The organism is Edaphobacter sp. (genome assembly GCF_028283685.1).
Lineage (GTDB): Bacteria > Acidobacteriota > Terriglobia > Terriglobales > Acidobacteriaceae > Edaphobacter.
The window spans coordinates 56402-80834 of the sequence record NZ_JAPWKF010000003.1 but is presented as its reverse complement, the minus strand read 5'-3'; the positions used below and the strand labels follow the sequence as shown (position 1 = coordinate 80834).

Below are 24433 nucleotides of genomic sequence, written 5' to 3'. Positions count from 1 at the left end.
GGCGCTTCTAAAAAATCGAAGCCTGCCCTAAACACGAAAAGTTTACTCCTCGTCAGTACCAGCAGCACCAGCGACCGCAGCTTCACTCAAACGACACCACTTCCAGGAGTATCCATCCACTCCATGCGTCCCATCCCGCCCCACCTCTCCCGGCAGCTCGAACAGCTGGAGCGCAGCCTCCTCGAACCCTCCATCCGTTCCAGCGCGCAACACCTCCGCACGCTCCTCTCCGAAGACTTCCGCGAGATCGGTGCCTCCGGACAGGTCTTCAACCGCGAAGACATCATCCGCGAGCTCGCCGTCGAGACCTCCACCAACCGCATCACCATGGACGACTTCCTCGTCACCATCCTCACCATCGACGTCGACGGCAACGAGGTCGCCATGACCAGCTACGTCGCCACCTGCACCACAGCGCAGAGCAAGCTCATCCGCCGCGCACGCCGCACCTCCATCTGGCTCTGCTGCGACGGTCGCTGGCGCATGCACTTCCACCAGGGCACCATGCTCGAGCAGCCCGCCTGACCGCACGCCCTTCACCGCATCGCCACTCCACCTCGCCACTCATCCCAAATGCGTCATTCCAACGCACTCGTCTAGGGCACCCGGCAGCGCAACACACAACCGGTTGTGCGCTGTACTGCTTCGATACCTCGAACCTCTAAAAAAATCATCGCGCCAACGGCACAGCGCATCTGGTTCTTTGCAAGTTGCAGCCCGTGTTCCCTTACGCTTCGCTGGTTCGAAAAACAATTTCCAGGGAGACGTTTTCCTACCACAAAGGACACATTGCTGCAGCGAAACTACACTGTCTATAGTCCTTTTTCACCGCTCGTTGCACCACTTGGGAAGCGTCTTCACAACGAATGGTGCAATCAGTTTTTTTTACCCCTGAGCCCTTGAAATGCGTCCAGTTTTCCGTGCTACTATCAAACCCGTTCGCATGACGTTGTTCCGCAGTTTCCCGCAGCTCCGCAATCTGGTCTCATGCTGTAACACTGCTCTTCGTGAAACTTGTTGAACGAAATTCTCACGAAGAGAATTCTGGCTTACAGACCTCCTTTCCCACACCGCCCGACTGGCGCGGGATGGATGGCTGTTTGCTGGTGTTTGTTTTTTTCTCTGATGTTGTCACCGCGAACCTTGCGGGCCGCTGGGTGAAGTCAGGAACCATAAGAAGGAAGATCAAGAATGTCATTCGTTCCGACGGCGACCGCCGTCCTGAATTACTGGGTTCGCATCCTCGCTGCACTCGAGAAGAAGATCAATCGTCAGTCGTACGAGACATGGCTGAAGCCGACCAGATTCTCCCACCTCGAAGGCCGTAAGCTCTTCGTGCGGATTCCCTCCTCGGACTTCGAACATATCGGCGATCGCTACGCCGATCTCATTCAGGAAGCCATCGATAACCTCGCGCTCGACGTCGACACCGTCGTCTTCACCACGCCAGAGCAGGACCCGCGGATCCCTAAGCTGCGCGACGACGGCGGCTTCGCGCCCGTCCCCAGCCACAGCCAGAACGCGCCCACGCAGCGCCGCAACGGACAGGCCGCGCCCAACGCGCCTGCCCCCACTCCCGCGCCCGAGCAGTCACGCTTCGACTGGAACACCGCCTCGCAGCTCAACGCCAAGTACCTCTTCGACTCCTTCGTCGTCGGCTCCGGCAACCAGTTCGCCACCGCCGCCGCGCAGGCCGTCGCCGAGCGCCCCTCCAAGGCCTACAACCCGCTCTTCCTCTACGGCGGCGTCGGCATGGGCAAGACCCACCTGATGCATGCCATCGGCCACGACGTGAAGCGCCGTCAGCCCCACGCCGCCATCTGCTACGTCTCCGGTGAGAAGTTCACCAACGAGATGATCGACTGCGTGCGCTACCAGAAGATGACCAGCTTCCGCGACAAGTTCCGCAACGTCGACGTGCTGCTCATCGACGACATCCAGTTCCTCGCCGGCAAGGAGCGCACCCAGGAAGAGTTCTTCCATACCTTCAACACCCTGCACGAGTCGATGAAGCAGATCGTCATCGCCAGCGACCGGCCGCCCAAAGAGCTCGCCGACTTCGAAGACCGTCTGCGCTCGCGCTTCGAGTGGGGACTCATCGCCGACATCCAGCCGCCGGATCTCGAGACCAAGGTCGCCATCCTGCAGAAGAAGGCCGAGAACGAGCAGACGCACCTGCCCACGGACGTCGCCCTCTTCATCGCGTCGAACGTGCGCACCAACGTGCGCGAGCTCGAAGGCGCCCTCGTCCGCGTCATCGCGTGGAGCTCGATGCATGGCGTCGAGATCACCCTCGCCGTCGCGCAGACCTGCCTCAAGCAGTTCATCGACACCCAGGTCCGCAAGATCACCATCGAGACCATCCAGCGCACCGTGGCCGAGAACTTCGGCATGCGCATCGCCGAGCTGAAGCAGAAGAACAACTCGCGCCAGATCGTCGTCCCGCGCCAGATCGCGATGTACCTCGCCAAGCAGCTCACCGAGGCCTCGCTCCCGGAGATCGGCCGCCAGTTCGGAGGCAAGCACCACACCACCGTCATGCACTCCATCGGCAAGATCGACGAACAGCGCCGCGCCGACAAGGACCTCAATCGCACCATCAACAAGCTGATGGAGACACTCAGCTAAACAAAGCCTCAGCGGTGCCGCGCGAACATATCAATCGACACAAGAAAGGGGCCGAGCAATCGGCCCTTCTTCTTTGCACTCCTGACACCCTCCACGACTTTGTCATTCCGAGAGAGCGTAGCGAACCGAGGAACCCCCGCAGTTCGCACGCTGTGCCGCAGCATCATCGAGGATTGAACAAAGCCAAACAAGCGAGCCTCCCGCAAAGGGGAGGCTCGCTCTCACAACACCAACCAACTACCGCTTACCCTGCAGCGTAGCCGGAGCGCCAGCCTTACGCCGTGCCCGCTTCGCCGCAATCTCCCGCATCTCCCTGCCCAGCGATGTGCGATTCATCACCATCTGCTGCGCGATGCCGAAGAAGTTACCGACAGCCCAGTACAGTCCAAGACCCGAGCCGTAGTTCCAGATAAAGTAGCCCGACACCGCCGGCATCATGAACGCCATCATCTTCTGCTGCTGCGGGTCCACACCCGGCGACGGCGTGTAGTACTGCATCAGGAACTGGCTCACCACCATCACGATCGGAAGAATGTGATACGGGTCCGGCGCCGTCAGGTCATGCAACCAGCCCCACGACGCGTGCCGCAGCTCCACCACCCTCGGCAGCATCGAGAAGAACGCGAACAGCAGCGGCAACTGGATCAGCGTCGGCACACATCCGCCGAACATGTTCACCCCGTTGTCCTTCTGCAGCTTCATGATCTCCGTGTTCATCTCGTTGCGCTTCGGATCGTTGATCTTGTACTTCTTGTACCGCTCCTTGATCGCGTCCATCTGCGGCTGAATCCGCTGCATCTTCAAACCCGACTGCATCGTCTTCACGCGGAACGGCAGCAGCACCACGTTGATCAGCAGCGTCAGCAGGATGATCGCCCATCCCCAGTTCGACACGATGTGCTGGTGAATGAACTGCAGCCCGAGGAAGAGGTACTTCCCGATCGGTCCCCAGAACCCGAAGTCCAGCAGCGGCTCCAGCGAAGTCTTCTTGCCGTCCACCGCGGTCGAGTTGATGTTGCGCAACACGTTGACCGCCTTCGGTCCCGCGTAGATCCGCATCTGCGTATGGCCGCTCGTATCGCCCAGCGCCGCGCCCAGAATCGGCACATTGATCGCGCCCTTGGCCGGCGAGCCCGAACCGAAACCGGTCCGGTGAATCGTCTTCGCCACGTCCAGCTCGTCGTGCTGCAGAATCAGGCTCGCCGTCTCCGGCTGGTCCGGCAGAAAGATCGCCGCAAAGTAGCTGTCCGAGACACCCGCCCAGTCGAACGGCCCATTCAGCGTCTCGCCGCCCGAAACCTTCTTCGGCGCCACGTGCGACGCGTCCTGGCCCTTCGAGTAGTCCACCTGCGCGCCGTTATACGCCAGCGCATTGTCCTGGTCGCCAAAGCCGCCCGGCCACGAGATCAGCGCACGCACCGGCGCACCGTTCTTCGTCACCTGTGTGTCCGCATGAATCACATACGTCTCGTCGAACGAGAACGTCTTCGTCACCTCGACGCCGTCCGCTGCATACTTGAACGTCACCGAGCCCGGTGCCGCCACCTGGCCCGTCGCCGACGAGACATACAGCCCCTGTGCCAGCGCCGCATTCAGCCCCGCGTCATACGTGTACAGCGACAGCGGATAGCCGAACTTGTCCGCCGCCTGCGTGTGCACCAGGTTCAGCGGCTTGTTGTCCGAGTCCTTATATTGCTTCAGCACCCAGCTCTTCACCTGCGCGCCGCGGTTGGTGAACTCGATCCGGTACAGCTCGTTCTCCACCACCACGGTGGACTCGGCAGCCGCCTGCACCGCACCCGCACCCGGCGTCGAAGACGCACCGCCAGCCGCAGCCGCCTTGCTCCCCGTCACTGGCGCCGCGCTCGGAGCCGTGGGCGTACTCGCCGCCTGCTGGCTCTGCGTCACCGCCGCATTCGGCGAGACCGTCTGCGGATTCTTCTTCGAGCGGTAGTAGCTGAGACCGAAGAAGACGGCCAGCATCACGAACATCATGACGAAGAGCGACCGGCTGTCCTGCCCGCCGCCGCTGCCGCCCTGCTGATTTGGGTTCTTAAACTCTGCCAAGCGTGTTCCTGTTCTTTGCTGAAACAAAAGGCTAGCCCCGCCGGACGCCCGAAAGCGCACGGAGAGGTGCATCTTCTATGGTAAATCAGCGCTCCCCGCCCCTTCGCTCTTAGTTCTTTCTTCCGCTTTCACGCCTTTCCTGGATCTCTTGCACCTCTGCGCCTTGCATTCCCTGCGCCCTTGCGCTCTTCCGCCTTTCCAGCCTTGTCATTCCGGGCGCAGCAAGGAATCTGCTTTCTTTCACCCGCCATTCATCCAATAAAACTTCCAATAATTCTGCCCTTCCGAAAAACATGCCCCCAAACCAGTGCATAGGAGGCACCCCCCCTCGACATCTCGCGGTCGGGCTGCTAAGCATTGATAGAGCGTCACTAAACTAACTAAGGCCAGCACCGCGAGCCACCTGCACAACAGGGGGAATTCCGCGGTGCAATCAGCATGCAAGGGTTTTTTGCGATGAAACGATTTACCTGCGGCGACGTGATTCCCGGCTGCAAACACACCTTCAACGCCGACACCGAGCAGCAGATCCTTGATCAGGTCGCCGTCCACGCCCGCCACGATCACGGCATCGACGACGTCCCCCAGCACGTCGTCGATCAGGTCATCGCCGGCATCCAGGACGTTACCCCCTGAACCGGATGGATCTCCGTCACCTGCCTGGCCCCCTGACAGACCGCGGCGTCTCCCCCAGCAGCGCCGCCGAGCAGACCTTCGCCCGTCAGCTCACATCCCTCCTTGCGCTCGAAGTCAGCCCCCAGCTCCTCTTCCAGCCCATCGTCGACCTCCACCGCGGCACCATCGCCGGTTACGAGGCCCTCACCCGCCTTCCCAACACCGAAGGCCTCGCCACCGACACCTTCCTCCTCCGCGCCGCCCGCCACGGCAAGCGCCTCCCGCTCGAACACCTCGTCTGCAACCTCGCCCTCGCCAGCCGCCCCAGCCTTCCCCCTAACTGCTTCCTCACCATCAACGTCGGCCCCGAGTACCTCCTCTCCGACCTCTGGCTCCAGACCCTCGCCGCCACCGGCGACCTCTCCGGCATCGTCGTCGAGATCACCGAAGAGACCTCCATCACCAACTACGCCGCCGTCCGCGAACGCGAGGCCCAGGTTCGCGCCCACGGCGGCCTCGTCGCCGTCGACGACGCAGGCTCCGGCTACGCCTCCATGCAGCACATCATCGAGCTGCGGCCCGACTTCATCAAGCTCGACCGGCACTTCGTCCACAACTGCCACAACGACCGCACCAGGCTCACCATGATCGAGATGATCGGCGCCGCCGCCGACCGGCTCGACGCCTGGATCATCGCCGAAGGCGTCGAGGTCGTCGAAGAGCTCGACGAACTCATCCGCATCGACGTCCCCCTCGCCCAGGGCTACCTCCTCGGCCGCCCCTCCCCCACCATGGATAGCCTCAGCGAAGACGTCACCGCCCTGCTCAACCGCCGCTCCCTCGAGCACCGCTCCCACGCCATGGAGCCGCACATGTCCATCTGCGCCATCTGCCCCACCCTCAACGACGCCGAGGCCGCCCTGCAGCACTTCCCCGACTACCCCGCCGCCATCATCGTCGACACCTGTCGCCGCCCCACCCGCATCCTCGAGCGCCACCCCGTCCTCGGCCTCCGCCAGATCGACGTCTTCATGCGCACCCAGTCCTCCAGCGAACCCCGCCAGGTCCTCCACCGCATCCTGGCCCGCGAACCCAAACAACGCTTCGACCCAGTAGTCGTCATCAACCCCGAAGGCGAATGCACCGGCCTGGTAGAGATCCACCGCCTCGTCTCCATGATCCTCTCCCTAGACGAGCAATACAGCCTCTAAACCACCCGCACCGCCGGAAGAAGCCTCCCCCACAGAAGCCCACCACCCCATCTCAGAAGCCGTCATCCCAGCCGAACCACATCACCACCATCAGAAGTGTCATCCAGACCGGACAACATCACCACCAGAAGTCGTCATCTCGGTCGAACCACATCCCCACCACCAGAAATGTCATCTCGACCGAAGGCGCGCAGCGCCGCAGTGGAGAGACCTGCTTCTCTACCAACACTCCCTCCCAGCCCGTTGCCCGATGACCCGACGCCCGCACATGCACCCGGGTGGCTTTGCCAGATGTGGGATCATTCGCGCGCAGCGCGAACCATCCGTAAAATCACCCACGTGATCCGCCTCCTCCTCGCCACCCTGCTCCTGCTCCCGCTGCCCCTCGCCGCGCAGCAGCCCACCATGCAGCAGCTCCTCCCCGCCATCGCCCCGCGCCCGCGCCTCGACGAGCCCTGGTGGGCCGAGCGCCACCAGCACATCCTCGACCAGCTCGCCCGCCGCCCCGACATCCGCCTCCTGCTCATCGGCGACTCCATCACCCAGAACTACGAAAAATCCAACCCGCCCGACGAGAACTTCCTCCCCACCTGGAACCAGTTCTACGCCCCCCGCCACGCCCTCAACCTCGGCTTCTCCGGCGACTCCACCGCCAACGTCCTCTGGCGACTCACCCACGGCGAGATCGACAACATCAAACCCTCCGTCGCCATCCTCCTCATCGGAACCAACAACACCGGCCACGAGCATCAGACCGCCGAACAGACCATCGCCGGCATCGACAACATCATCGGCACCCTCGCTCAGCGCCTCCCCCAGACCCGCATCCTCCTCCTGGGCATCCTCCCCAGTGACGTCTCCCCCGAAAAAACTGCCGCCGACAAAGCCATCAACGCCTACCTGGCCAAACGCTACGGCCACACCCCCTCCGCCACAACCTCCACCACCGCAGAGTTGTCATCTCGACCGAAGGCGCACAGCGCCGCAGTGGAGAGACCTGCTTCTCCACCACCCAACACTCCCAGCCAACAACCCACCCCATCACCTCACGATCAAGCCGAAAGCCGCATCACCTACCTCGACCTGACCCCCACCTTCCTCAAGCCTGACGGCGCCCTCGACACGGCCATCTTCTACGACCCGCGCCTCCCCCACCCCGGCAAGGCCCTCCACCCTGACACCAACGCGCAACACAAGATGGCCGAGGCCATCGAACCCACCCTCTCCAACCTGCTCAACGACACCCCACGCACCAGGCCGCACTAAAAGACAGCAGACGGCTTCAACCGTGCGAGACCTACGCCAGGCCTGCCCCACATCGCCAGCACAATGCCGTTCAGCGAAGCAGTGCAGGAAGTCCGCTCCCCTTAAAAACAAAAAGCGGCCCGCAAGCCGCCATAAAGCCACTTACAAATTTAGGACTCGCGCAGCTCGCACTCCATCTTGTCCAGAACAAGATCTATCTGCGCCACATATTCGCGTACCTTGTCCGGGCGCCCCGCGTCATGCCGCACTAAAAACGCCAGGCACCGCAGCGCCTCCAGGTGGTCCGCCTGCGCATCGAGCTTCGGATCGTAGCCTTCCATCCTCCCCAATCTGCAAAGGTGCGGACGCTCGTCCTTTGCTGCGGCCTCCATCGCCTGCCGCGTCTCCCGCCTGCCCACGCGCACCATGCGCACAGGCTCCGTGACGCCAACCGCCACGGCGCCCATCATATCCTTCACGCCGTGGTTCTTCACCTTTCGGATCCTGACCTTGTTCATCGCTGTCCCCCATCCAACCGCCAGCAGCTACAAGTAAAGGCCCGCCACGCAGAAGACCGCGCACGCCGTCCATCAAATCCGTCAGCCCGCCGAAAGATCCTCTCCCGGCAGCAGATCCTCCACCGGCACCTCCGTCAGCGAACACGGGTGCCCCGTCAGCGTGACCAGTTCGACCATGCGCTCGTCGCCGCTCAACGACTTCACCACGAGCCTCTCCTCGTGGCCATCCAAACGAACCAGCTGTCCAATCTCCGGTGTGGGCATCTCGTCCTCCTCCTGCGTTGTGTCTGACTCCCGAGCCGCGCCTGATCAAACCCGAAACCTGCGTCTGACCAAACCTGAACACGCCCCAAAAACGAGCCGCCCACAGCTTGCAAGGGAAGATGCCCCCGCCGCAGACCGAGATGCCTCCACCCAAAGCAAATCCCCAGGCGAACCCACAACGGTTCATCACGCTGTGCGCTTCCCAAAACCAGCACATCTCTCGTCATTTTTCCTGTGACCAAACAGCAGTGTCAGCGTGCGACAGCATGTGTCAGCGTGCGCGGATCCAACCTGAATCCAAACTGCCGCCGGGTCGCGCTTTGCCTGCGCCGACCGGATCGCACCGCATCGGAATCGGCGAGAGTCACCGCCGCATCCGTAGTCGCCGTCGCCATCAAGCGGTGGCCGTCCCAGCCGGGCATCCAACGAGCCGAAGACAAAGAGGAAGATCGAGCACAACGATTCATTCGCTCATCGCTTCACAGTCATTAAAGAATGCCGAACCATCCTCTGCAGGAAAGACGGCGCAGCAGGCAAAACGTTCCCACCCTACACCCGCAGCCGCCCGACCTCATGCGTCTCGCAGCCTCACCCTCGCACAATCGCAACCATTACAGTTACAAATGGACATGAGACCTTGACTCCACACCAGCACACAAAAAAGAAATGCCTCGACCTCCGCATAAATAAAGCATTGCGAATGATCGAGGCGGCCTTAAATATGTAACCTATATAGCTACAAATTAATTACCCTGAGATCCAAGCATCTCCAGCAGGGCATCGAAATCCTCCAACCCCGAGTATTCGATGATCACGCGGCCCTTGCCTTTTTTGTCTTCGATCTTCACCTTCAATCCCAGCGTCCGCCGCAGCTTGTCCTCCGCCTCGCGCACATTCGGGTCCACCGTCTGCTCCGGCAGCCCCTTCTCCTTCTTCTCGCGCAGCTCAGGATTGATCAGGCCCTGCACATAGCTCTCCGTCTGCCGCACCGAAAGCGACAACGCCAGCACCTTCTGCGCCGCGCCCGCAATCGCCTCCGGCTCCTCCAGCGCCAGCAACGCCTTCGCATGGCCGAAGCTCAGGATCCCCGTCTCCACCTTCTCCTGCACCGACTCCGGCAGCTTCATCAACCGCATGAAGTTCGCCACCGTCGCTCGCTCCTTACCCGTCCGGATCGCCACCTGCTCCTGCGTCAGCCGGAACTCGTTCGACATCCGCCAGAACGCCCGCGCCTGCTCCATCGGGTTAAGGTCCGCGCGCTGCAGGTTTTCGACGATCGTCATCTCCAGCACCTGCGAATCGTTCACCGTCCGAACGATCGCCGGCACCGTTGCCTTGCCCGCGCGTCGCGACGCCAGCCAGCGCCGCTCACCCGTTATCAATTGGTAACGAGGTCCATCCTCACCCGCTCCCGGCAGCAGCCGCACCACAATCGGCTGCACCACGCCCGACGCCCGGATCGAATCCGCCAGCTCCTTCAGCGCCAGCTCATCGAAGTGAGCACGCGTCTGCCAGGGGTTCCGCTCGATATGATCCAGCTCAATCTCAAGCGGCTTGCCGACGATCTCAGGAGCCGCCGCCGCAGCGGCCGCAATCTCCACCTTCTCCGTCTTCGCACCCTCAGCCGCAGCCGGCTTCGCCGCACCCGCCGCCGGCCGTGAAGGCAGCAATGATTCCAATCCCTTACCCAACGCTCGCCGCTTGTTATCCGTAGCCGTCGCCATAAATACGTACCGTCCTAACTCAAAATCACTACCGCAAAATCTGATCGCGAAGGGAACAGCCCCAGATCAAAACCATATCGGGGTCACTCCAAATCTTCGGGCATCGTCGTTCCAAAGCTTTTTTGCATTGTCATTCTGCAGCACAGCGAAGAAATCTGCTTCCATGCAGCCCAACGCAAACTCCACAGAACAAACTCCACAAAACGAACTCACAGACCAGTCAAAATTGGTGTCATCGCAACCGAAGCGCAGCGAAGTGGAGAGACCCGCTGTTCGACCAGGAATATGACCCGGCCACGCGAGCAACCCTTCACAGCCAAACCCGACGCCCAGTCCTCAAACCACAAACACCAACGCAGCAACAGCCGAACCCAACCGTTCCACTATTAATAGTGGAACCAGAAAAATTACTTCCCCCAGAACCGTTTCTTCTTCTCCGGCTGCTGAAAGCTCTTCAGCGAACTCGCCGCGGCTGCCGCAGCCGCCTTGCGCCGCTTCACCTCCGGCGACTCCATCCCATTGCGCTGCAACAGCTCCAGCGCCAGGTCGCGATAAGCCTCCGCGCCCTTCGACTTCGCGTCATACAGCGCCACCGGCTTGCCATGGCTCGGCGCCTCGGCCAGGCGCACATTGCGCGGAATCGTCGTCTTCAGCAGCTTGTCGGCGAAGAAGTTCTTCAGGTTCTCCGTCACCTGCATCGCCAGGTTCGTGCGATCGTCATACATCGTCATCAGCACGCCCTCCAACGCCAGCTTCGGGTTGAACGCCGACGCGACCTTCTCCATCGTCGACACCAGCTCCGAGATACCCTCCAGCGCAAAGTACTCCGCCTGCATCGGCACCAACAGACCGTCGCTCGCAACCAAAGAATTCAGTGTCAGCAGATCCAGCGCCGGCGGGCAGTCCAGCAGCACAAACTTGAAGTCTCCCAGCACCGGCTCCAGCGCCTTCTTCAGCCGGAACTCGCGCTCTTCTTTTTCGATCAGCTCAATCGTCGCGCCAATCAGGTTCTTCGAGCTGGGCACCAGCTTCAGGTGCTCCATCTCCGTCGGCATCATCACCTCGGAGATCGTGGCCTCACCTATTAATAGATCGTAGGTGCTCAGCCTCGGCTCCTCGCCCTCCGCCTGTCGCGTCACGCCCAGGCCGCCCGACGAGTTCGCCTGCGGATCGCAATCGATCAAGAGTGTTGGAACTCCCTCCAGCGCCAGCGCCGCCGCCAGGTTGATCGCCGTGGTCGTCTTGCCCACGCCGCCCTTCTGATTCACGATCGAAAGCACCTTGGCCTGCGCCTTCGTGCCCGCGTTGGACTTCGTGTCCTTCTTCTGCTCCGTGGCCTGGTCCGTCATCCTGTTTTCGGCGTCCTTCTCCACAGCCATCTCTCCATCGAAGCTCGTCTCCGACAGCCTGCCGTGTGGGTTAATTCGTGGTCATGGCGACTCTCAGAAGACTAAAGAGACGCTCCCTCCACAGGCAATGCCTCACAGCCTGTGTATAACTCCCAAAACCTGTGCAGAACTCTCGGACCCCGCTCCCTGAGCGGATTTCCGACATGCACCAAACCCCTTGCAATGTGGAAATCTTTGTTCCACGTGGAACAAAGAAGCCCCTCAAAGCCTCCCTGAATCACCCCGCTCGCAACATCTCTCCCATCCAAACTTACCCTTTTGCCACCAGGCCCAGCGCAGCCAGGAATCGATCCCGCGTAAGCCGCCGTCAGACCCTCGCAGCCACGCGAAATAATCCCTCCAACCCCTGTCACCCCGACCAAAGGCGGAAAGCACCCACAATGGAGGGAACCTGCTTTCCGACCAACCCTCTTCATTCCCACGCGAAACAAGTACCCACAACCTCGAAGCGAAGCGCGGTAAAGAAACCCGCTTTACCTCAAAGCCAAGCCTCGTTAAAGAGCACGGCTTCAACCGTGCCGCCCCAAACACACGGAAAAGGCGGCTTTAGCCGCTGAGGGCATTTCCTCCGCAGCTAAATAATGTTCCACGTGGAACATTCGCCGCATGAATCGCCCAGGTTTTCCTTAAATTCCACGGACGCCACTGGAAAACCAGCCCTAATTGTTCCACGTGGAACATTCTCTACCGCACAGCTCGCAGCAGAACCCCGTTCACGCTCTCCGGCAGAGCCAGAGTCTCCGCAACCTTCCATCCAGCAGGAAGTTCCGGGGCCTCTGTCGCCAAAAGGACCATCTGGTTCGAAGCCAGAGGGTCGGCAGCAGCCAGTGCTACGACCATATCGTCCACGGCCCGGAGCGTCACGGTGTGAAAGCTGCGGGAGAGCAGCTCCGCGCGCCCAGCCCAGACCTCGACATTGTCCATCTGTAGCGTCCGGACCGCTTCGCGCAGGAAGGAAGCCTTCTTTCCCTGCGACTCCGCCAGGGTCACGGCAATCTCAGGCCGCGACAGGGCAATAGGAAGCCCGGGAAAGCCTGCACCGGAGCCGAGATCGAGCAGCGTCTCCGGGGTTCCGACATGCTGAGCCGCGAAAAGACTCTCTCCGAAGTGCCGCCGCACCATCTCCTCGGGTTCGCGGATTGCCGTAAGGTTGGTCCGCCCGTTCCAGCGCACCAGGAGGTCAAGATAAATCGAAAGCCGGGGAAGAATCCCCTGCGGGACAGCAAGATACGGGGCCAGAAGCTCGGCGATACGCGATTCAGAGAGGACGGGCATGCGATTGTCAGTATCGCAGATGTTCCACGTGGAACATTTGCTTGTGAGCGGTTGGGCGATTGTTCCACGTGGAACAATCTGGCTACGGTCAACTGATTCAGGTCTAGGAAGTGAACAGCGGAGTCTTCCGCTTTGCTGCGGAATGACAACACAAGGGCCGTCCGCCCTGGTGCGAGGGGTGAAATTGTTCCACGTGGAACAATTTGAGCCTTATGGAACCCTCCCCATGCCGGAACGGCGCAAATATCCCTCGAAACGCTAAGCCCGCTTCCGCACTTCTTGCTTTGTTATTCCGAAACGACCGGGTTTCCGGATCAGCTTGCGGCTTTATCTCAAATCGCCCATAGCCGGGGGGGCCGGTGCGGGAAGGCAATTGTTCCACGTGGAACAATTGCGGTTGTCCTAGAGGAACGGCACGGATGAAGCCGTGCCATTAGGGGCCTACTAATGATTTCAGGGCCTTTCCTTGGATAAAAGGCGCGTAAAACATCCTTTTGAGCGTGGAACAGCGCTCATTGTTCCACGTGGAACAATCCTCGACGGGAAGGCATTTACCGGCTTACGGGCATTTGTTGGCTCAAGGGAATTGCGGATGACCTTGGGGAAAAAGCACTTCACGGTCTGCTCAGCGAGCAACCTGACCGTGCCCCGTCCGCGTTGCGTACAGAAAGGAGCGCTTCCATATCGGGGTGCATTGTTCCACGTGGAACAATCTGGCGGTGCTAGTGGGAGTTACAGGGGATCTCGCCGCGGTGGAGGATGATGGGTCCGCGGAAGGCGTCCTGGTGGGCGGTGCCTTCGAGGTGATCACCGATGCGTTGCACGTCAATGGTTAGCGGATGACCGGTTCCGGTGCTGGAGACCAGGATGGTCAGGCGACGGCCATCCCAGGAGCCGGAGTCGATCTGGATGACGGCATCGCCCTGGCAGGGGTTGCGCAGGGTCCCGGAGACCTCGGTGGAGCGGGATGGGCCGGAGTTTGCCGGTAAGGGTGCCGAACCCGGAAGGGTGCCTGGAAGTAATGCGGGGAGGCTGGCGGCGGGCGATTCCTCGGTGAGGAGATGGAAGATCAGCGGCTGGGTGGTTCCGGATGGGATGCCGGACCAGTAGTCGGAGAGGAGGAAGCCGGCGACGACGCGGCGGGGTGGAGCGTCAGGCGGGGTGCCGTTACGGCTATGGAAGGCGTTGAAGAGGGCGACGCCGGCGGTGAGGATGGCGGCGGCGGCTCCGAGGGTGGCGGTCATGCCGATGCGATCGATGAAAGCACCGATGGGACCGGGACTGTTGCTGGCGGCGGCGCCGTCTTCAGAAGAGCGATTCGGGCCAGAGAAGCGATTCGGGCGCGAACTGCTGGGGTTGAGAGAGTTGTCCTGGTCTGCGTACTGGCCGGGAGCGTTGCCGAGATCTGTGTGGCGACTATGGGTATTGGCGGAATCGTTAACGAGAAGGTAATCTTCGCGATCTTCGAGGTCGCGCGGGTCGTTGTCCTCGGGCTCCTCCGGACGACGGGGGGTCATGCGAGACGCTTCTCCATCACGTAGTCGTCCATGACGTAGCCGTTGCCGATGTCGAAGACAGCCTCTTCGCGAACGGTGAAGCCGGACTTGTTATAGACGGCGATGGAGGCGGCGTTATGTTTGTTGACGGTGAGCCAGAGGACGGGGCGGTCGAACTGCAGGGCTTGCTGCTGGATGTGGTGGAGCATGAGACGGCCGAGGCCCTGTCCGTGGTGGGTGGGGAGGAGATAGAGCTGCTCGAGTTTGAGCTCGTCGGCGGCGGGGCCGAGGGAGTAGCTGCAGTAGCCGACGGTCTCGTTCTCCAGCTCCAGGAGGAGGAGCCACTTGTCGGTGGCGTCGAGGTAGCGGGAGAGATAGTCGGTGGTGAAGCGCTGCGCGGTCATGTAGTCGACCTGGGCCTGGCCGATGATAGGGACATAGTGCTCCTGCCAGATGCGGCGGCCGATGGAGATGAGGGTGGGCAGGTCGGCAGCGGTCATGGGGCGAAGCAGAGCATTGGCAGGCGGTAGCGGCACTTGGATCCTCTTGGTGTTGGTGGTGTTTACGTTAGCAGAGTGGTTGGGATTGTGGCTGGGTGGTTTGCTTCGCCTGTCTGGGTGGGCGGAAGTGGTAGAGAAGCAGGTTTCTCCACTGCGCATCCACTGCGCATCGCGTTGCGATGCTTCGGGTCGAAATGACAGGGTTTTGGGTTGGGTAAAGAAAGCAGATTCCTCTGCTGCGCTACGGAATGACAAGCTAACTGGCTGAGGAAACACAAGCCAAAGGGTTGCAGAATGACAAACAACGGTGATGGATGGGATTGATCGAAGAGATTGGGCGGAGAAGAATGGATATATGGATGAATGTTAGAACTTCATGTTAACTATTTAGTTAATAAGGTGAGGAGAGGTTGTGGCGATGGCGGCGGTTCGGATTGGGATTGTTGGGGATTTCGACGCGGGGAACAAGACGCATCGGTTTACGGATGATGCGTTGCAGCATGCGGCGGCGGCGCTGGGGATCGAGGTGCATGGCGAGTGGCTGGCGACGGAGGCGGTGCATGATCTGGCGGCGTTCGATGGGTTGTGGTGTGCGCCGGGGAGTCCTTACCGAAGCATGGAGGGCGCGCTGGAGGCGATTCGGTATGCGCGGGAGAGCGGGGTTCCGATGCTGGGGACGTGTGGCGGCTTTCAGCACATGGTGATCGAGGTGGCGCGAAACGTGGCGGGGATCGAGGACGCTGCGCATGCGGAGACAGATCCTTATGCTTCGCGGCTGGTGGTACAGCGGCTGGAGTGCTCGCTGGTGGGTAAGACGATGGAGGTCGAGCTAAAGCCGGGGTCGCGGGCGGAGGAGGCTTATGGTGCTCTGCGGACGGAGGAGGAGTTCTACTGCAACTTTGGTTTGAACAAGATGTATGTGCCGCAGCTGGAGATGGCGGGATTGCGGATCTCGGGGTTCGACCAGGAGGGTGAGGCGCGGGTGGCGGAGATGGAGATGCATCCGTTTTTTGTAGGGACGCTGTTTGTGCCGCAGGCACGGTCGCGAGAGGGCGCGCCGCATCCGTTGGTGGTGGAGTTTTGCCGGGTCGCGGGGGAGCGCTGCGGTCGGGATGGCGGGGAGACGAACGCACAACTGGACTGAGACAGTTGGCTTCAGCGGGACAGCGTTGCTGATGCGGCTTCTGCGGCGGTGTCGATGAAGGCTGCGGGGAATGAGGTTGCGGCGGTGTTGGATGCGATGCGGGCAAGGAGGAGGCGGGCGAGGTCGTTGGCCTGCTCGCGGATCTCGGGCATGGCGATGGATTCGAAGAGATTGCCGAGGCGGGCGGGGCCGAGGGTGAAGAGGTTGGTGGCAGCGTGGCCTTCGGTGTCGATGAGTGCGCCGTCGTTGCTGGTGTTGATGGCGGCTCCGAGGGGGCCGGGGGTGGCGAGGCCCTGCGCGAAGAGGCTGTGCAGGATGGGGGAGTCGACGCGACGGTAGCTGGCGCTGGGGCCGGTGCAGTTGATGACGCGTGTGGCGGTTACGGCTGCGAGGCCTTCGGCGGTGCGGACGTTGATGCGTGCGTTGTTGCCGGTGTCGGGCGTGAGTCCGGCGAAGCTGCCTTCGATGACGCGGAGAGTACCTGCGGCGAGTTCGGCTTCGATGACGTCGGCGATGGCTGGGGCCATGCGGTGACGTACGACGAGCCAGCGGCGGTTGAGATGACGAAGGAAGCGGCTCTGTTCGTCGAGGGGGAGTGCGAGCCAGAGCTGGTTGGTGATGGAGCGCAGGCTGTCGACGGCGGCTCGCCAGGGGATGCCGGCGCCGATGGCGTTGCGCAGCGCGCGAAGATAGGCGAGTGCGGTGGGTGGGGTATCGCGCGGGATGACGGGCGCGGGAGTGGGTGCGGTTTCGATGTGGCGCTGCGAGAAGACGCCGTGGCGGGAGACGCAGGTGATGGGGCCGTGGTGGCCTAGCTCGCGGAGGCGGAGCACGACATCGACGGCGGTGAGGCCGGTGCCGATGAGGGCGATGGGTGCGGCGGGATCGAGGTCGTCGAAGGTGTCGTGTGCCCAGGCGTTGTTGCGGTAGAGGCCGCGCTCGAGGGCGGCGGGTGAGATGTTGGGGAGCGGTTGCGGATCGAAGTTGCCGGTGGCGAGGACGACGTGGTCGACGGTGACTGTTGTGTTGCCGCTGCGAGCGGCTTCGTCGCTGAGGGTGATGAGGAGGGTGTTGTCGGCACGGCGGACGAGGCTTGTGGCCGTGGCGGGGATGTGTTCGATGCGAGAGGCGACTTCGGCGTGGAGGGAGCGAAGGTAGCGGCCGAAGATGGCGCGCGGCATGAAGGAGAAGGGCTGCACGGTGGGATCGTAGTGGGCACGGACCCAGCGGAGAAAGTGGTCGGGGTCGGAGGGGATGGCGGAGATCTTCGCGGTGGGGACGTTGAGGAGATGGCGCAGGCTGGGGGTGGAGTAGGCGAGTCCGAGGCCGAGCTGCGGACGGGGGTCGATGAGGAGGACGCGCAGAGGAAGGCGGTTGCGCTCGGCCTGGCTAATGAGGTGGTAGGCGGTGAGGGTGCCGGATGCGCCGGCTCCGATGATGGCGATGGTCTTCGCGTTGGTGAGCATGTGTGCCTCCTTGCTGTGTTGATTAGAGCGGTGGAGGTGGGGGTGAGGGAATTTGGAAATTCTTATGCGGTATAAGTGCGTCGGAGCGGCGTTGTGAGATTGCGGCGGCGGGCTGCGTCTAAACTAGGCACTCGTTATGACGACGCGAATGAATCTCGATCTGGATACGTTAAGAACATTTTCGGCGGCGCACGATCTTGGTGGGCTGGCGCAGGCGGCGGAGCGTCTTGGGCGGACGCCTTCGGCGATCAGTCTGCAGATGAAGCGTCTGCAGGACGATGTTGGCGTAGCGTTATTTCGCAAGCGTGGACGCGGCCTGGCGTTGACGGAGGCGGGTGAGGTTGCGCTGCAGTATGCGCGACGGATTCTTGCGTTGAACGATGAACTGCTGGAGACGATGCAGGGCGCGAGCGTTGCGGGGCACATTCGTATCGGCTGCACGATGGATCTTTCGTCGATGCTGCCTGCGGTGCTGTCGCGGTTTACGGCGCTGTATCCGCAGATGCAGGTGGAGCTTCGTATTGAAGGCAATGCCGCGCTGGCGGAGGCGACGGAGCGTTCGCAGATCGATCTGTCGGTAGTGCTGGGGCATGAAGAGCGGGCGGCGGCGACGAAGGTTGGCGAAGTGGAGCTGGTCTGGATTTCGGCGGAAAATTATGTTCCGCAGACAGGGCAGGCGCTGCCGCTGGCGGCTCTGGGGCCGCGATGCATCTTTCGCAGGCGCGCGATCGAGCAGCTGGATGAGAAAGCGATGGCGTATCGCATTGCGGCGAACAGTCCGAGCCTGGATGGGTTGTGGCTCGCGCTGCTTGGCGGGCTTGGCGTAACGGCGAGGACGGCGCTCAATCTGCCGCAGGGACTGGTGTGGGGAAGATCGCTGCACGATCTTCCGGCGCTGGGTACGTTGCCGGTCACGCTGCATCGCAGTGCGGCTTCAAGTGGCGTGGCGATGGATCGGATGGCGTCGCTGCTTGCGGACGGACTGGTGGGGTTGTTGTCTTCTGCAAAGACAGAGGTAATGAAGAATGCATCGATGAAGACGGTGGCGAAGAGCGCGGCAAAGACGCGGCACCTGATGTATGACGCGACCAATGAATCGACGCTGCAGCAGCGCATGCATTCGTGAGTGTCGATCACTTGTGTGGTGAGAACTATCAAATTGTGCTGCGGGTGTGGCGTCGCTAGATTGGCGACATGACCAGGTGGATGATTCTTCTCGCTCTTCTTTTTGTGCCGTCGGTGGCGATGCATGTGCAAACGGATTCGATCGCGGGTACGTGGCTGCTTACGGGCGCGGACAAGATTCTGCCGGACGGCACGAGGATTGCCGACTACGGCATGAATCCGCATGGGCTGGTGGTGTTCACGAAGGATGGTCATTACATGGTGGAGATCTATCGCGCGGATCGTGCGAGGTTTTCTTCGGACGATAAGACGAAGGTGACGGCGGACGAATACAAGCAGGCAGCGTTGGGGATGAGTGTGCACTTCGGAACGTACATGCTGGATTCGGCGAAGGGCACGATCAGCTTTCATGTCGATCGCGCATCGAACCCGAACTGGGACGATACGACGCAGGTGCGGGCGTATACCCTGCGCGGCGATGAACTGGAGTGGAAGGTGGCGGCGCGTCCCGATGGATCGATTCCGGTGACGGTGTTGCGGAGAGCGCAGAAGGCCGAGTGAACGCAGTAGTGGCTGAAGCGGGATGTGGGCTAAGGTAGTGGTGATCCTTACCCCATGCTGGCTACGACGAAGACACGATTTCACGAGATACGGTTGCGGCTGGAGCGGCATGTTGCGCGCAGCCGTTGGAACGCCTTCTGGTGGGAGTTCTTTCTCTTCGGCTTCAAGCAGGGATGGGCGTGTTTGTTTGGCGGGCTGATCCTGCTGCTGGTGTTGGCGACGAAGCTGTGGTGGCCTCCGCATGCATGGCTGGCGCGGTATGACTTTCTGTTTCTCGCGGCGCTGACGATGCAGCTGCTGTTGCTGGCGCTGCGCATGGAGACGCTGCGTGAGGCGAAGGTGATCCTGATGTTTCACGTGATCGGGACCGTGATGGAGCTGTTCAAGACGAGCGTGGGATCGTGGAGCTACCCGGAGGCGAACGTGTTTCGCGTGGGGCATGTGCCGCTGTTCTCGGGCTTTATGTATGCGTCGGTGGGAAGCTACCTGGCGCGCGCGTCGCGGATTCTCGACATGCGGTACACGCACTATCCGCGGCGGGAATGGACGCTGATGCTGGCGGCGGCGATCTATGCGAACTTCTTCACACATCACTTTCTTCCGGACATCCGCTGGGTGTTGTTTGCGCTGGTGGCGGTGATGTATGGCAGCACGTGGGTGTACTACAAGCCGTATCGTGTGTATCGACGGATGCCGCTGCTGCTCGGGTTTGCGCTGGTGGCGCTGTTTATCTGGGGTGCGGAGAACGTTGGGACGTTCGGCGCGATCTGGGTGTATCCCGACCAGAGGAATGCGTGGCGGCTGGTGCATGCGTCGAAGTACGGTGCGTGGTTTCTGCTGATGATCATCAGCTTTATCCTGGTGACGCTGGCGCATCGGCCGGAGAGGCCGCCGGTGGACGAGGCGGGTTGAGTGCTGGTGGTCGAACAGCGGGTCCAAACTGGGGTCTGCATCTTCTTTCATGATGCGTCTCGTTCAACGTCGCTAGACTTGAAGCAGGAGTGCATATGCTGGCGTTGCTGGTGGCAGCTCTGCCTTCAAGACTCCCCTATCGCCTGATCTCAAGAAGGACAAGTTCGTTCATGCTGACCGTCGCTCGAAGGTTCCCGGGGTTTGCTGCGCTATTGTTGAGTTTGATCGGTACGCCGCTGAACGCGCAGCAGGCGACATCGGCTGAACAGCACATGCATCTCGACACGGCTACGCTGCTGATTGTGATGATGCTAAGCGCGAGCATCTTTGGGGGATTGTTTTTATTCCACTGGATGCGACGGCCTACCGAGACGGTCTTTCCGTTGTGGGGCTTTGCGAATCTGAGTTGCGGGTGCGGGTGCCTTTTATTTGGTTTGTTTGCGATGCAGGGGCCGAACTTCATTACGGCGATCGCGAACGGATTGGCGATCGCGTTCTTCAGCCTGATGTGGGCCGGGCTGCGGCGCTTCGATGGAAGGGCTGTGATCTGGACGGTGGTATGGCTGCCGCCGGTGCTGATCACGCTGCTGTTCAGTCTACCGATTTCAACGGTCGATAATCTGACATGGCATATCTACGTGTACTCGCTGGTGAGCGCGTGTTTCTGCGTCGCGTGCTTCGTCGAATGCTGGATGGGGCAACGCGAAGAGCCGCTGGACATGCGTCGCCTGGCGATGACTGCGTTTGCGCTTGCCTTTGTAACGACGGTGTTGCGGGTGATGCATTTTGCGTGGACGAGTAGAGACAACCTGGACATGGAGTGGCTGGCTCCTGCGTTCGCGGTGATGTTCCTGGGAATCTTCCTGGTGTGGAGCCAGGCGATTCTGCTGATGTTGAATGAGCGCTATGCGAATCAACTGTTGAACGTAGCCCGGCACGATGGGCTGACAGGCGCGCTGAATCGCGCGGGGTTTCGCGAGCTGGCGCAGCCGGAGATCGAGCGCTGCAGGCAGAGTCTTGAGCCGGTGTGGCTGCTGCTGTTCGATCTGGATCACTTCAAGAAGGTGAACGATACGTACGGCCATGAGGCGGGTGACCTGCTGCTGCACGCGTTCGTTGCGACCGCACGCCAGACGACTCGGGCGGAGGATCTGCTGAGCCGTTATGGCGGCGAGGAGTTCTGCATGCTGCTTCCTGACTGTTCGAAGAAGGAGGCGCTGTCGATTGCGGAGCGACTGAGGCAGGCGTTCGAGGTGATCCGCGTGACGGTGGCAGGACAGACGGTCGGTACGACGGTGAGCATCGGCGCGGCGGAGGTAGGCCCGGGCAAGGACCCGCTGCGGGCGGCGTTGCGACGCGCAGACCGGGCGCTTTACGCGGCGAAGGAGCAGGGGCGGAACCGGTTAGTCTTCGCAGACGGGAGGGCGGAGGCTGGTGTAGTTCTGTCACAGTAGGCGCCGCCCGGGTTGGGTTGAAGAGAGGCAGCGAAGAAACTACCGCGGTGGAGAAGCGGGTTTCTCCACTGCGAAGCATTCCGCTGCTTCGGTGAAAGGACAAGGCTTCTTCCGGCGAGCTTTCGGTGGATGAGGTGTGGTCGGCTTCGGTGGACGAGGCGGATGCATCGCAGCTCTGCTGCATGAGCGGCGCCAGTAGGTTTTGCGATGGATAGCGACTGGCAGGCTGCCGGATCGAGGAGAATTTCGTGTGATTAATTTAGATTTTGTATACCATCTATTTTAAAGCTGGGTTCCACTGGAGAATTGGTTCAGCGACCGGAGGTTGGGATGAGGAAGTCTCGCGAGGAGACGGCGGAGACGCGGAAGAGGATTGTGGCTTCGTCATCGCGTGCGTTTCGGGAGAACGGCATCGACGGCACGGGGCTGAGCGAGCTGATGCAGGCCGCGGGGCTGGAGACGCAGGGAGGCTTCTATAAGCACTTCGCGTCGAAGGGGCAGCTGGTGACGGAGGCAATGCAGGCGAGCCTGGATGAGCTGATCGCGGGTGTTGAGCGGCGGACGGCAGAGGCAGAGCCGGGTGCAGCGATCGATGTGCTGGTGAAGGGCTATCTTTCGAAGCGACATCGCGAGCAGGTGGCGGACGGATGCCCGCTGGCCGCGCTGGGGACGGAGCTGCGCCGTGCGGATGAGGAGACATCGCAGGTGGCGACGGATGGTTTGAAGAGGCTGGTGCGTGCGGTCGCGAAGCAGGTCGATGCGAAGCGTGTGGATGCGGGCTCGCGGCGCGAGGCGCAGAAGAGGGCGATCGGCGTGGTGTCGGCGATGGTGGGAGGCCTGATGCTTTCGCGGATTGCAAATGATGCTTCGCTGGCCGACGCATTTCTGCGGGAGACGAGGGAGTTCATTCTGCAGCACCACAGATGATGCATCAGTAGATCCCAAACAACGAGGAGGCTTCATGATTCGCGCACGTCTTTTGTTGATTGCAACATCGCTTTGTATTTCGGGAACGTTGCACGCGCAGGTCCCGCAGGCTGTGGCGGCGATGCCATCGGTACCTACGACGAAAATTCTGGCAATCGGTTCGCTGACGGGACCGATGACGGCGGAGCAGCGGGCGACGATTATGCCGCACGAGGTTCCGCAGACGGTGCAGCTGTATCTGAATGGAAAGATCGATCAGTGGTGGTTTCGCGAGGACGGCAAGGGCGTGGTGTTCCTGATGAATGTGACGTCGGTGGATGAGGCGCGTGCGCTGCTGGAGCAGCTTCCGCTGGGTAAGGCGAAGCTGATGGAGTTTGAGTACATGCCGCTGGGGCCGCTGGCTCCGCTGCGTGTGTTGCTGAAGGGCGAAGCGAAGTAGGCTTCGAAGGTTGCCCCGCGTTCGCCAGGCGAGCGTGGGGCATTTTTTGCGTTGGTGCGAAATGGCAAAGAGGGAGTGTCTTTGATCAAGGCGGTTCGAGCTGCGCTCGAATGCCCACACATGCGATGAAACTGCATGTATGGGGCACCCGCGGTTGTGCCGTGGTTTGAATGAGGATGCCGCGCCCAGAGCTTGACGTGGGCTTCTGTCTTGATGGCTGGGCGAGGAGAGCAGATTGCTTCGCTGCTTGCCACGGCCGCAAGCTGGCTGGAGACGCCGTCCCGCTGCGGAATGACATGCAAGGCTTGGAATTTGGTGGTTGAGAAGCGGGTCTCTCCACTGCGCTTCGCTTCGGTCGAGATGACACTTCTTTACTTCGTGTGCTGATGAGGCTGTGCGCGGGCTGCGTTAGCTGCATTGCTGCACTGCATTGGCAGCGATGCTGTCGTTGACTGCGGCGCTGCCGGTTGAGCGTGGATTCCTTCGCTGCGCTGGGGAATGGCTGGGACGTATCGCGGATGCGGTGCAAGAATTGTTGGTGTGATGAGGGCTTGCGGTATGGGGATCTTCCGGGGTGTTGCGGTTTGTTTGCTGGTGGCGAGTGGGGTGGCGTGGGGTGAGACGTCGCGGCATGGCACGGCGATCCTGTGGATCAACGATGCGCAAGAGATCGTGATCGCCGCGGACAGTAAGGTGATTCCTTCGACGAGCGTGGTGCGTGGGGACGGCACGGTGGTTCCGATTGCGCGGGCGGCGACGTATGACGCCTGCAAGCTGCGTGCGATGGGCAGGACGGTGGTGGGGGTTGCAGGGACGGTGGGCGTGAGCGGGATAACGAGCGTTCTCGATCTCGACATGAAAGAGATTGCGCGGGCGCAGAGCCGTGAGGAGCTGGTGGCGGGGATTGCGGCGTGGCTGAAGCGGGTGGAGAAGCCTTATGAGCAGGCGATTGAGGATGATCCGAAGGGGTTTGCGGAGAGCAATCAGCGGAACAGGAACGGGGTGTTTCTGCAGGCGACGTTTGTGTTGTTCGACTGGAAGGGCGAGCTGCTGCATTACACGTCGGAGGCCTCATATGCGCCGGGGGTGGGGATTCGCGTGCACACGAATGCGGTGGAGGGCGAGGGGTTTGGCGGCGTGGGGGAGATGAAGCCGCTGCAGACGGGCTCGGACGGCAGGGTTAAGACGGAGATCAATACGCTGCTGCTCTCGGCGAAGACGACGGAGGAGAGGACGGCGGCGCTGAAGAAGACGATTGGGTCGATTGCAGCGGGGAGCGAAGCCGTGGGCGGGCACGTGGATGTGGTGCAGGTGACGAAGGATGGGATTGTGCCGGTGGATGTGAAGGCCGGGTGTGCGCGGTATTTTGTGGGGCGGTGATGGTGGGGGCTGGGGTGATCGTGCAAGGGTGGGTTGTGGCTGGGGTGGAAGCTGGGGTCAGACAGCGGGTTTC

At 61.5% G+C, this 24433-nt stretch carries 22 protein-coding genes; 13 read left to right on the top strand and 9 right to left on the bottom strand.

Translation table 11 applies throughout. The annotated features are described in order from the left end of the window. Positions 1–123: 123 nt before the first annotated feature. Complete coding sequence (locus PW789_RS04860) at positions 124–525, top strand: nuclear transport factor 2 family protein (RefSeq protein ID WP_299372251.1); 402 nt, start codon at positions 124–126, stop codon at positions 523–525. A 666-nt stretch (positions 526–1191) separates the two neighbouring features. Further along, the gene (gene dnaA, locus PW789_RS04855) at positions 1192–2628 is read left to right on the top strand and encodes a chromosomal replication initiator protein DnaA (RefSeq protein WP_299372248.1); all 1437 of its coding nucleotides are present in this window, start codon (positions 1192–1194) and stop codon (positions 2626–2628) included. 237 nt (positions 2629–2865) lie between these two features. On the opposite strand, the gene yidC is transcribed toward dnaA, so the two are convergent. Beyond that, the gene (yidC, locus tag PW789_RS04850) at positions 2866–4695 is read right to left on the bottom strand and encodes a membrane protein insertase YidC (protein ID WP_299372245.1); all 1830 of its coding nucleotides are present in this window, start codon (positions 4693–4695) and stop codon (positions 2866–2868) included. A 456-nt stretch (positions 4696–5151) separates the two neighbouring features. On the opposite strand from yidC, the gene PW789_RS04845 reads away from it, so the two are divergent. The 3 genes from PW789_RS04845 (at position 5152) to PW789_RS04835 (ending at position 7787) form a co-directional block, all read left to right on the top strand. Further along, the gene (locus PW789_RS04845) at positions 5152–5331 is read left to right on the top strand and encodes a DUF1059 domain-containing protein (protein ID WP_299372242.1); all 180 of its coding nucleotides are present in this window, start codon (positions 5152–5154) and stop codon (positions 5329–5331) included. A 5-nt stretch (positions 5332–5336) separates the two neighbouring features. Next, the gene (locus tag PW789_RS04840) at positions 5337–6521 is read left to right on the top strand and encodes an EAL domain-containing protein (RefSeq protein ID WP_299372239.1); all 1185 of its coding nucleotides are present in this window, start codon (positions 5337–5339) and stop codon (positions 6519–6521) included. Between the two features lie 339 nt (positions 6522–6860). Further along, the gene (locus PW789_RS04835) at positions 6861–7787 is read left to right on the top strand and encodes a GDSL-type esterase/lipase family protein (RefSeq protein WP_299372236.1); all 927 of its coding nucleotides are present in this window, start codon (positions 6861–6863) and stop codon (positions 7785–7787) included. 149 nt (positions 7788–7936) lie between these two features. Here the strand turns inward: PW789_RS04835 and PW789_RS04830 are convergent, their stop codons facing one another. The 7 genes from PW789_RS04830 to PW789_RS04800 all read right to left on the bottom strand — a co-directional run bounded on the left by PW789_RS04830 (position 7937) and on the right by PW789_RS04800 (position 14988). Beyond that, a complete protein-coding gene (locus PW789_RS04830) occupies positions 7937–8284 on the bottom strand; it encodes a hypothetical protein (protein ID WP_299372232.1) in 348 nt (115 codons plus the stop codon). Positions 8285–8365: 81 nt separating this feature from the next. Beyond that, entirely contained in the window at positions 8366–8548 is a 183-nt protein-coding gene (locus PW789_RS04825) for a hypothetical protein (RefSeq protein ID WP_299372229.1), read from the bottom strand. 743 nt (positions 8549–9291) lie between these two features. Further along, positions 9292–10272, bottom strand: a complete 981-nt coding sequence (locus PW789_RS04820) for a ParB/RepB/Spo0J family partition protein (RefSeq protein WP_299372226.1) — start codon at positions 10270–10272, stop codon at positions 9292–9294. Between the two features lie 407 nt (positions 10273–10679). Beyond that, positions 10680–11651 (bottom strand): ParA family protein, encoded by a 972-nt coding sequence (locus tag PW789_RS04815; RefSeq protein ID WP_299372223.1) that lies wholly within the window; start codon positions 11649–11651, stop codon positions 10680–10682. A 714-nt stretch (positions 11652–12365) separates the two neighbouring features. Then, a complete protein-coding gene (gene rsmG / locus PW789_RS04810; protein WP_299372220.1) occupies positions 12366–12956 on the bottom strand; it encodes a 16S rRNA (guanine(527)-N(7))-methyltransferase RsmG in 591 nt (196 codons plus the stop codon). Positions 12957–13678: 722 nt separating this feature from the next. Next, complete coding sequence (locus PW789_RS04805; protein ID WP_299372217.1) at positions 13679–14473, bottom strand: hypothetical protein; 795 nt, start codon at positions 14471–14473, stop codon at positions 13679–13681. Beyond that, complete coding sequence (locus PW789_RS04800) at positions 14470–14988, bottom strand: GNAT family N-acetyltransferase (RefSeq protein WP_299372215.1); 519 nt, start codon at positions 14986–14988, stop codon at positions 14470–14472. The genes PW789_RS04805 and PW789_RS04800 overlap by 4 nt, the downstream gene beginning before the upstream one ends. Before the next feature lie 382 nt (positions 14989–15370). Between PW789_RS04800 and PW789_RS04795 the strand changes: the two genes are divergently transcribed. Further along, positions 15371–16096 (top strand): hypothetical protein, encoded by a 726-nt coding sequence (locus tag PW789_RS04795; protein WP_299372213.1) that lies wholly within the window; start codon positions 15371–15373, stop codon positions 16094–16096. 11 nt (positions 16097–16107) lie between these two features. On the opposite strand, the gene PW789_RS04790 is transcribed toward PW789_RS04795, so the two are convergent. Then, positions 16108–17562, bottom strand: coding sequence for an FAD/NAD(P)-binding protein (locus PW789_RS04790; protein WP_299372210.1), 1455 nt, complete (start codon positions 17560–17562; stop codon positions 16108–16110). A 148-nt stretch (positions 17563–17710) separates the two neighbouring features. Here PW789_RS04790 and PW789_RS04785 point away from each other — a divergent pair, with 148 nt between their 5' ends. The 7 genes from PW789_RS04785 to PW789_RS04755 all read left to right on the top strand — a co-directional run bounded on the left by PW789_RS04785 (position 17711) and on the right by PW789_RS04755 (position 24360). Beyond that, positions 17711–18688, top strand: coding sequence for a LysR family transcriptional regulator (locus tag PW789_RS04785; RefSeq protein WP_299372207.1), 978 nt, complete (start codon positions 17711–17713; stop codon positions 18686–18688). 68 nt (positions 18689–18756) lie between these two features. After that, complete coding sequence (locus PW789_RS04780) at positions 18757–19248, top strand: lipocalin-like domain-containing protein (RefSeq protein WP_299372204.1); 492 nt, start codon at positions 18757–18759, stop codon at positions 19246–19248. Positions 19249–19302: 54 nt separating this feature from the next. Next, complete coding sequence (locus PW789_RS04775) at positions 19303–20160, top strand: DUF817 domain-containing protein (RefSeq protein WP_299372201.1); 858 nt, start codon at positions 19303–19305, stop codon at positions 20158–20160. Positions 20161–20255: 95 nt separating this feature from the next. Beyond that, complete coding sequence (locus PW789_RS04770) at positions 20256–21614, top strand: GGDEF domain-containing protein (protein ID WP_299372199.1); 1359 nt, start codon at positions 20256–20258, stop codon at positions 21612–21614. A 330-nt stretch (positions 21615–21944) separates the two neighbouring features. Then, complete coding sequence (locus PW789_RS04765; RefSeq protein ID WP_299372196.1) at positions 21945–22541, top strand: TetR/AcrR family transcriptional regulator; 597 nt, start codon at positions 21945–21947, stop codon at positions 22539–22541. A gap of 34 nt (positions 22542–22575) precedes the next feature. Beyond that, a complete protein-coding gene (locus PW789_RS04760; RefSeq protein WP_299372193.1) occupies positions 22576–22980 on the top strand; it encodes a hypothetical protein in 405 nt (134 codons plus the stop codon). A gap of 558 nt (positions 22981–23538) precedes the next feature. Continuing rightward, complete coding sequence (locus tag PW789_RS04755) at positions 23539–24360, top strand: hypothetical protein (RefSeq protein WP_299372190.1); 822 nt, start codon at positions 23539–23541, stop codon at positions 24358–24360. Positions 24361–24433 lie beyond the last annotated feature (73 nt).

Excerpts from the sequence above, each read along its gene's own strand:
- PW789_RS04860 (WP_299372251.1), top strand. The coding sequence starts at position 124 with ATGCGTCCCATCCCGCCCCACCTCTCCCGGCAGCTCGAACAGCTGGAG.
- dnaA (WP_299372248.1), top strand. The coding sequence starts at position 1,192 with ATGTCATTCGTTCCGACGGCGACCGCCGTCCTGAATTACTGGGTTCGC.
- PW789_RS04845 (WP_299372242.1), top strand. The coding sequence starts at position 5,152 with ATGAAACGATTTACCTGCGGCGACGTGATTCCCGGCTGCAAACACACC.
- PW789_RS04840 (WP_299372239.1), top strand. The coding sequence starts at position 5,337 with ATGGATCTCCGTCACCTGCCTGGCCCCCTGACAGACCGCGGCGTCTCC.
- PW789_RS04830 (WP_299372232.1), bottom strand. The coding sequence starts at position 8,284 with ATGAACAAGGTCAGGATCCGAAAGGTGAAGAACCACGGCGTGAAGGAT.
- PW789_RS04825 (WP_299372229.1), bottom strand. The coding sequence starts at position 8,548 with ATGCCCACACCGGAGATTGGACAGCTGGTTCGTTTGGATGGCCACGAG.
- PW789_RS04820 (WP_299372226.1), bottom strand. The coding sequence starts at position 10,272 with ATGGCGACGGCTACGGATAACAAGCGGCGAGCGTTGGGTAAGGGATTG.
- PW789_RS04815 (WP_299372223.1), bottom strand. The coding sequence starts at position 11,651 with ATGGCTGTGGAGAAGGACGCCGAAAACAGGATGACGGACCAGGCCACG.
- rsmG (WP_299372220.1), bottom strand. The coding sequence starts at position 12,956 with ATGCCCGTCCTCTCTGAATCGCGTATCGCCGAGCTTCTGGCCCCGTAT.
- PW789_RS04805 (WP_299372217.1), bottom strand. The coding sequence starts at position 14,473 with ATGACCCCCCGTCGTCCGGAGGAGCCCGAGGACAACGACCCGCGCGAC.
- PW789_RS04795 (WP_299372213.1), top strand. The coding sequence starts at position 15,371 with ATGGCGGCGGTTCGGATTGGGATTGTTGGGGATTTCGACGCGGGGAAC.
- PW789_RS04790 (WP_299372210.1), bottom strand. The coding sequence starts at position 17,562 with ATGCTCACCAACGCGAAGACCATCGCCATCATCGGAGCCGGCGCATCC.
- PW789_RS04785 (WP_299372207.1), top strand. The coding sequence starts at position 17,711 with ATGAATCTCGATCTGGATACGTTAAGAACATTTTCGGCGGCGCACGAT.
- PW789_RS04780 (WP_299372204.1), top strand. The coding sequence starts at position 18,757 with ATGACCAGGTGGATGATTCTTCTCGCTCTTCTTTTTGTGCCGTCGGTG.
- PW789_RS04775 (WP_299372201.1), top strand. The coding sequence starts at position 19,303 with ATGCTGGCTACGACGAAGACACGATTTCACGAGATACGGTTGCGGCTG.
- PW789_RS04770 (WP_299372199.1), top strand. The coding sequence starts at position 20,256 with ATGCTGGCGTTGCTGGTGGCAGCTCTGCCTTCAAGACTCCCCTATCGC.
- PW789_RS04765 (WP_299372196.1), top strand. The coding sequence starts at position 21,945 with ATGAGGAAGTCTCGCGAGGAGACGGCGGAGACGCGGAAGAGGATTGTG.
- PW789_RS04760 (WP_299372193.1), top strand. The coding sequence starts at position 22,576 with ATGATTCGCGCACGTCTTTTGTTGATTGCAACATCGCTTTGTATTTCG.
- PW789_RS04755 (WP_299372190.1), top strand. The coding sequence starts at position 23,539 with ATGGGGATCTTCCGGGGTGTTGCGGTTTGTTTGCTGGTGGCGAGTGGG.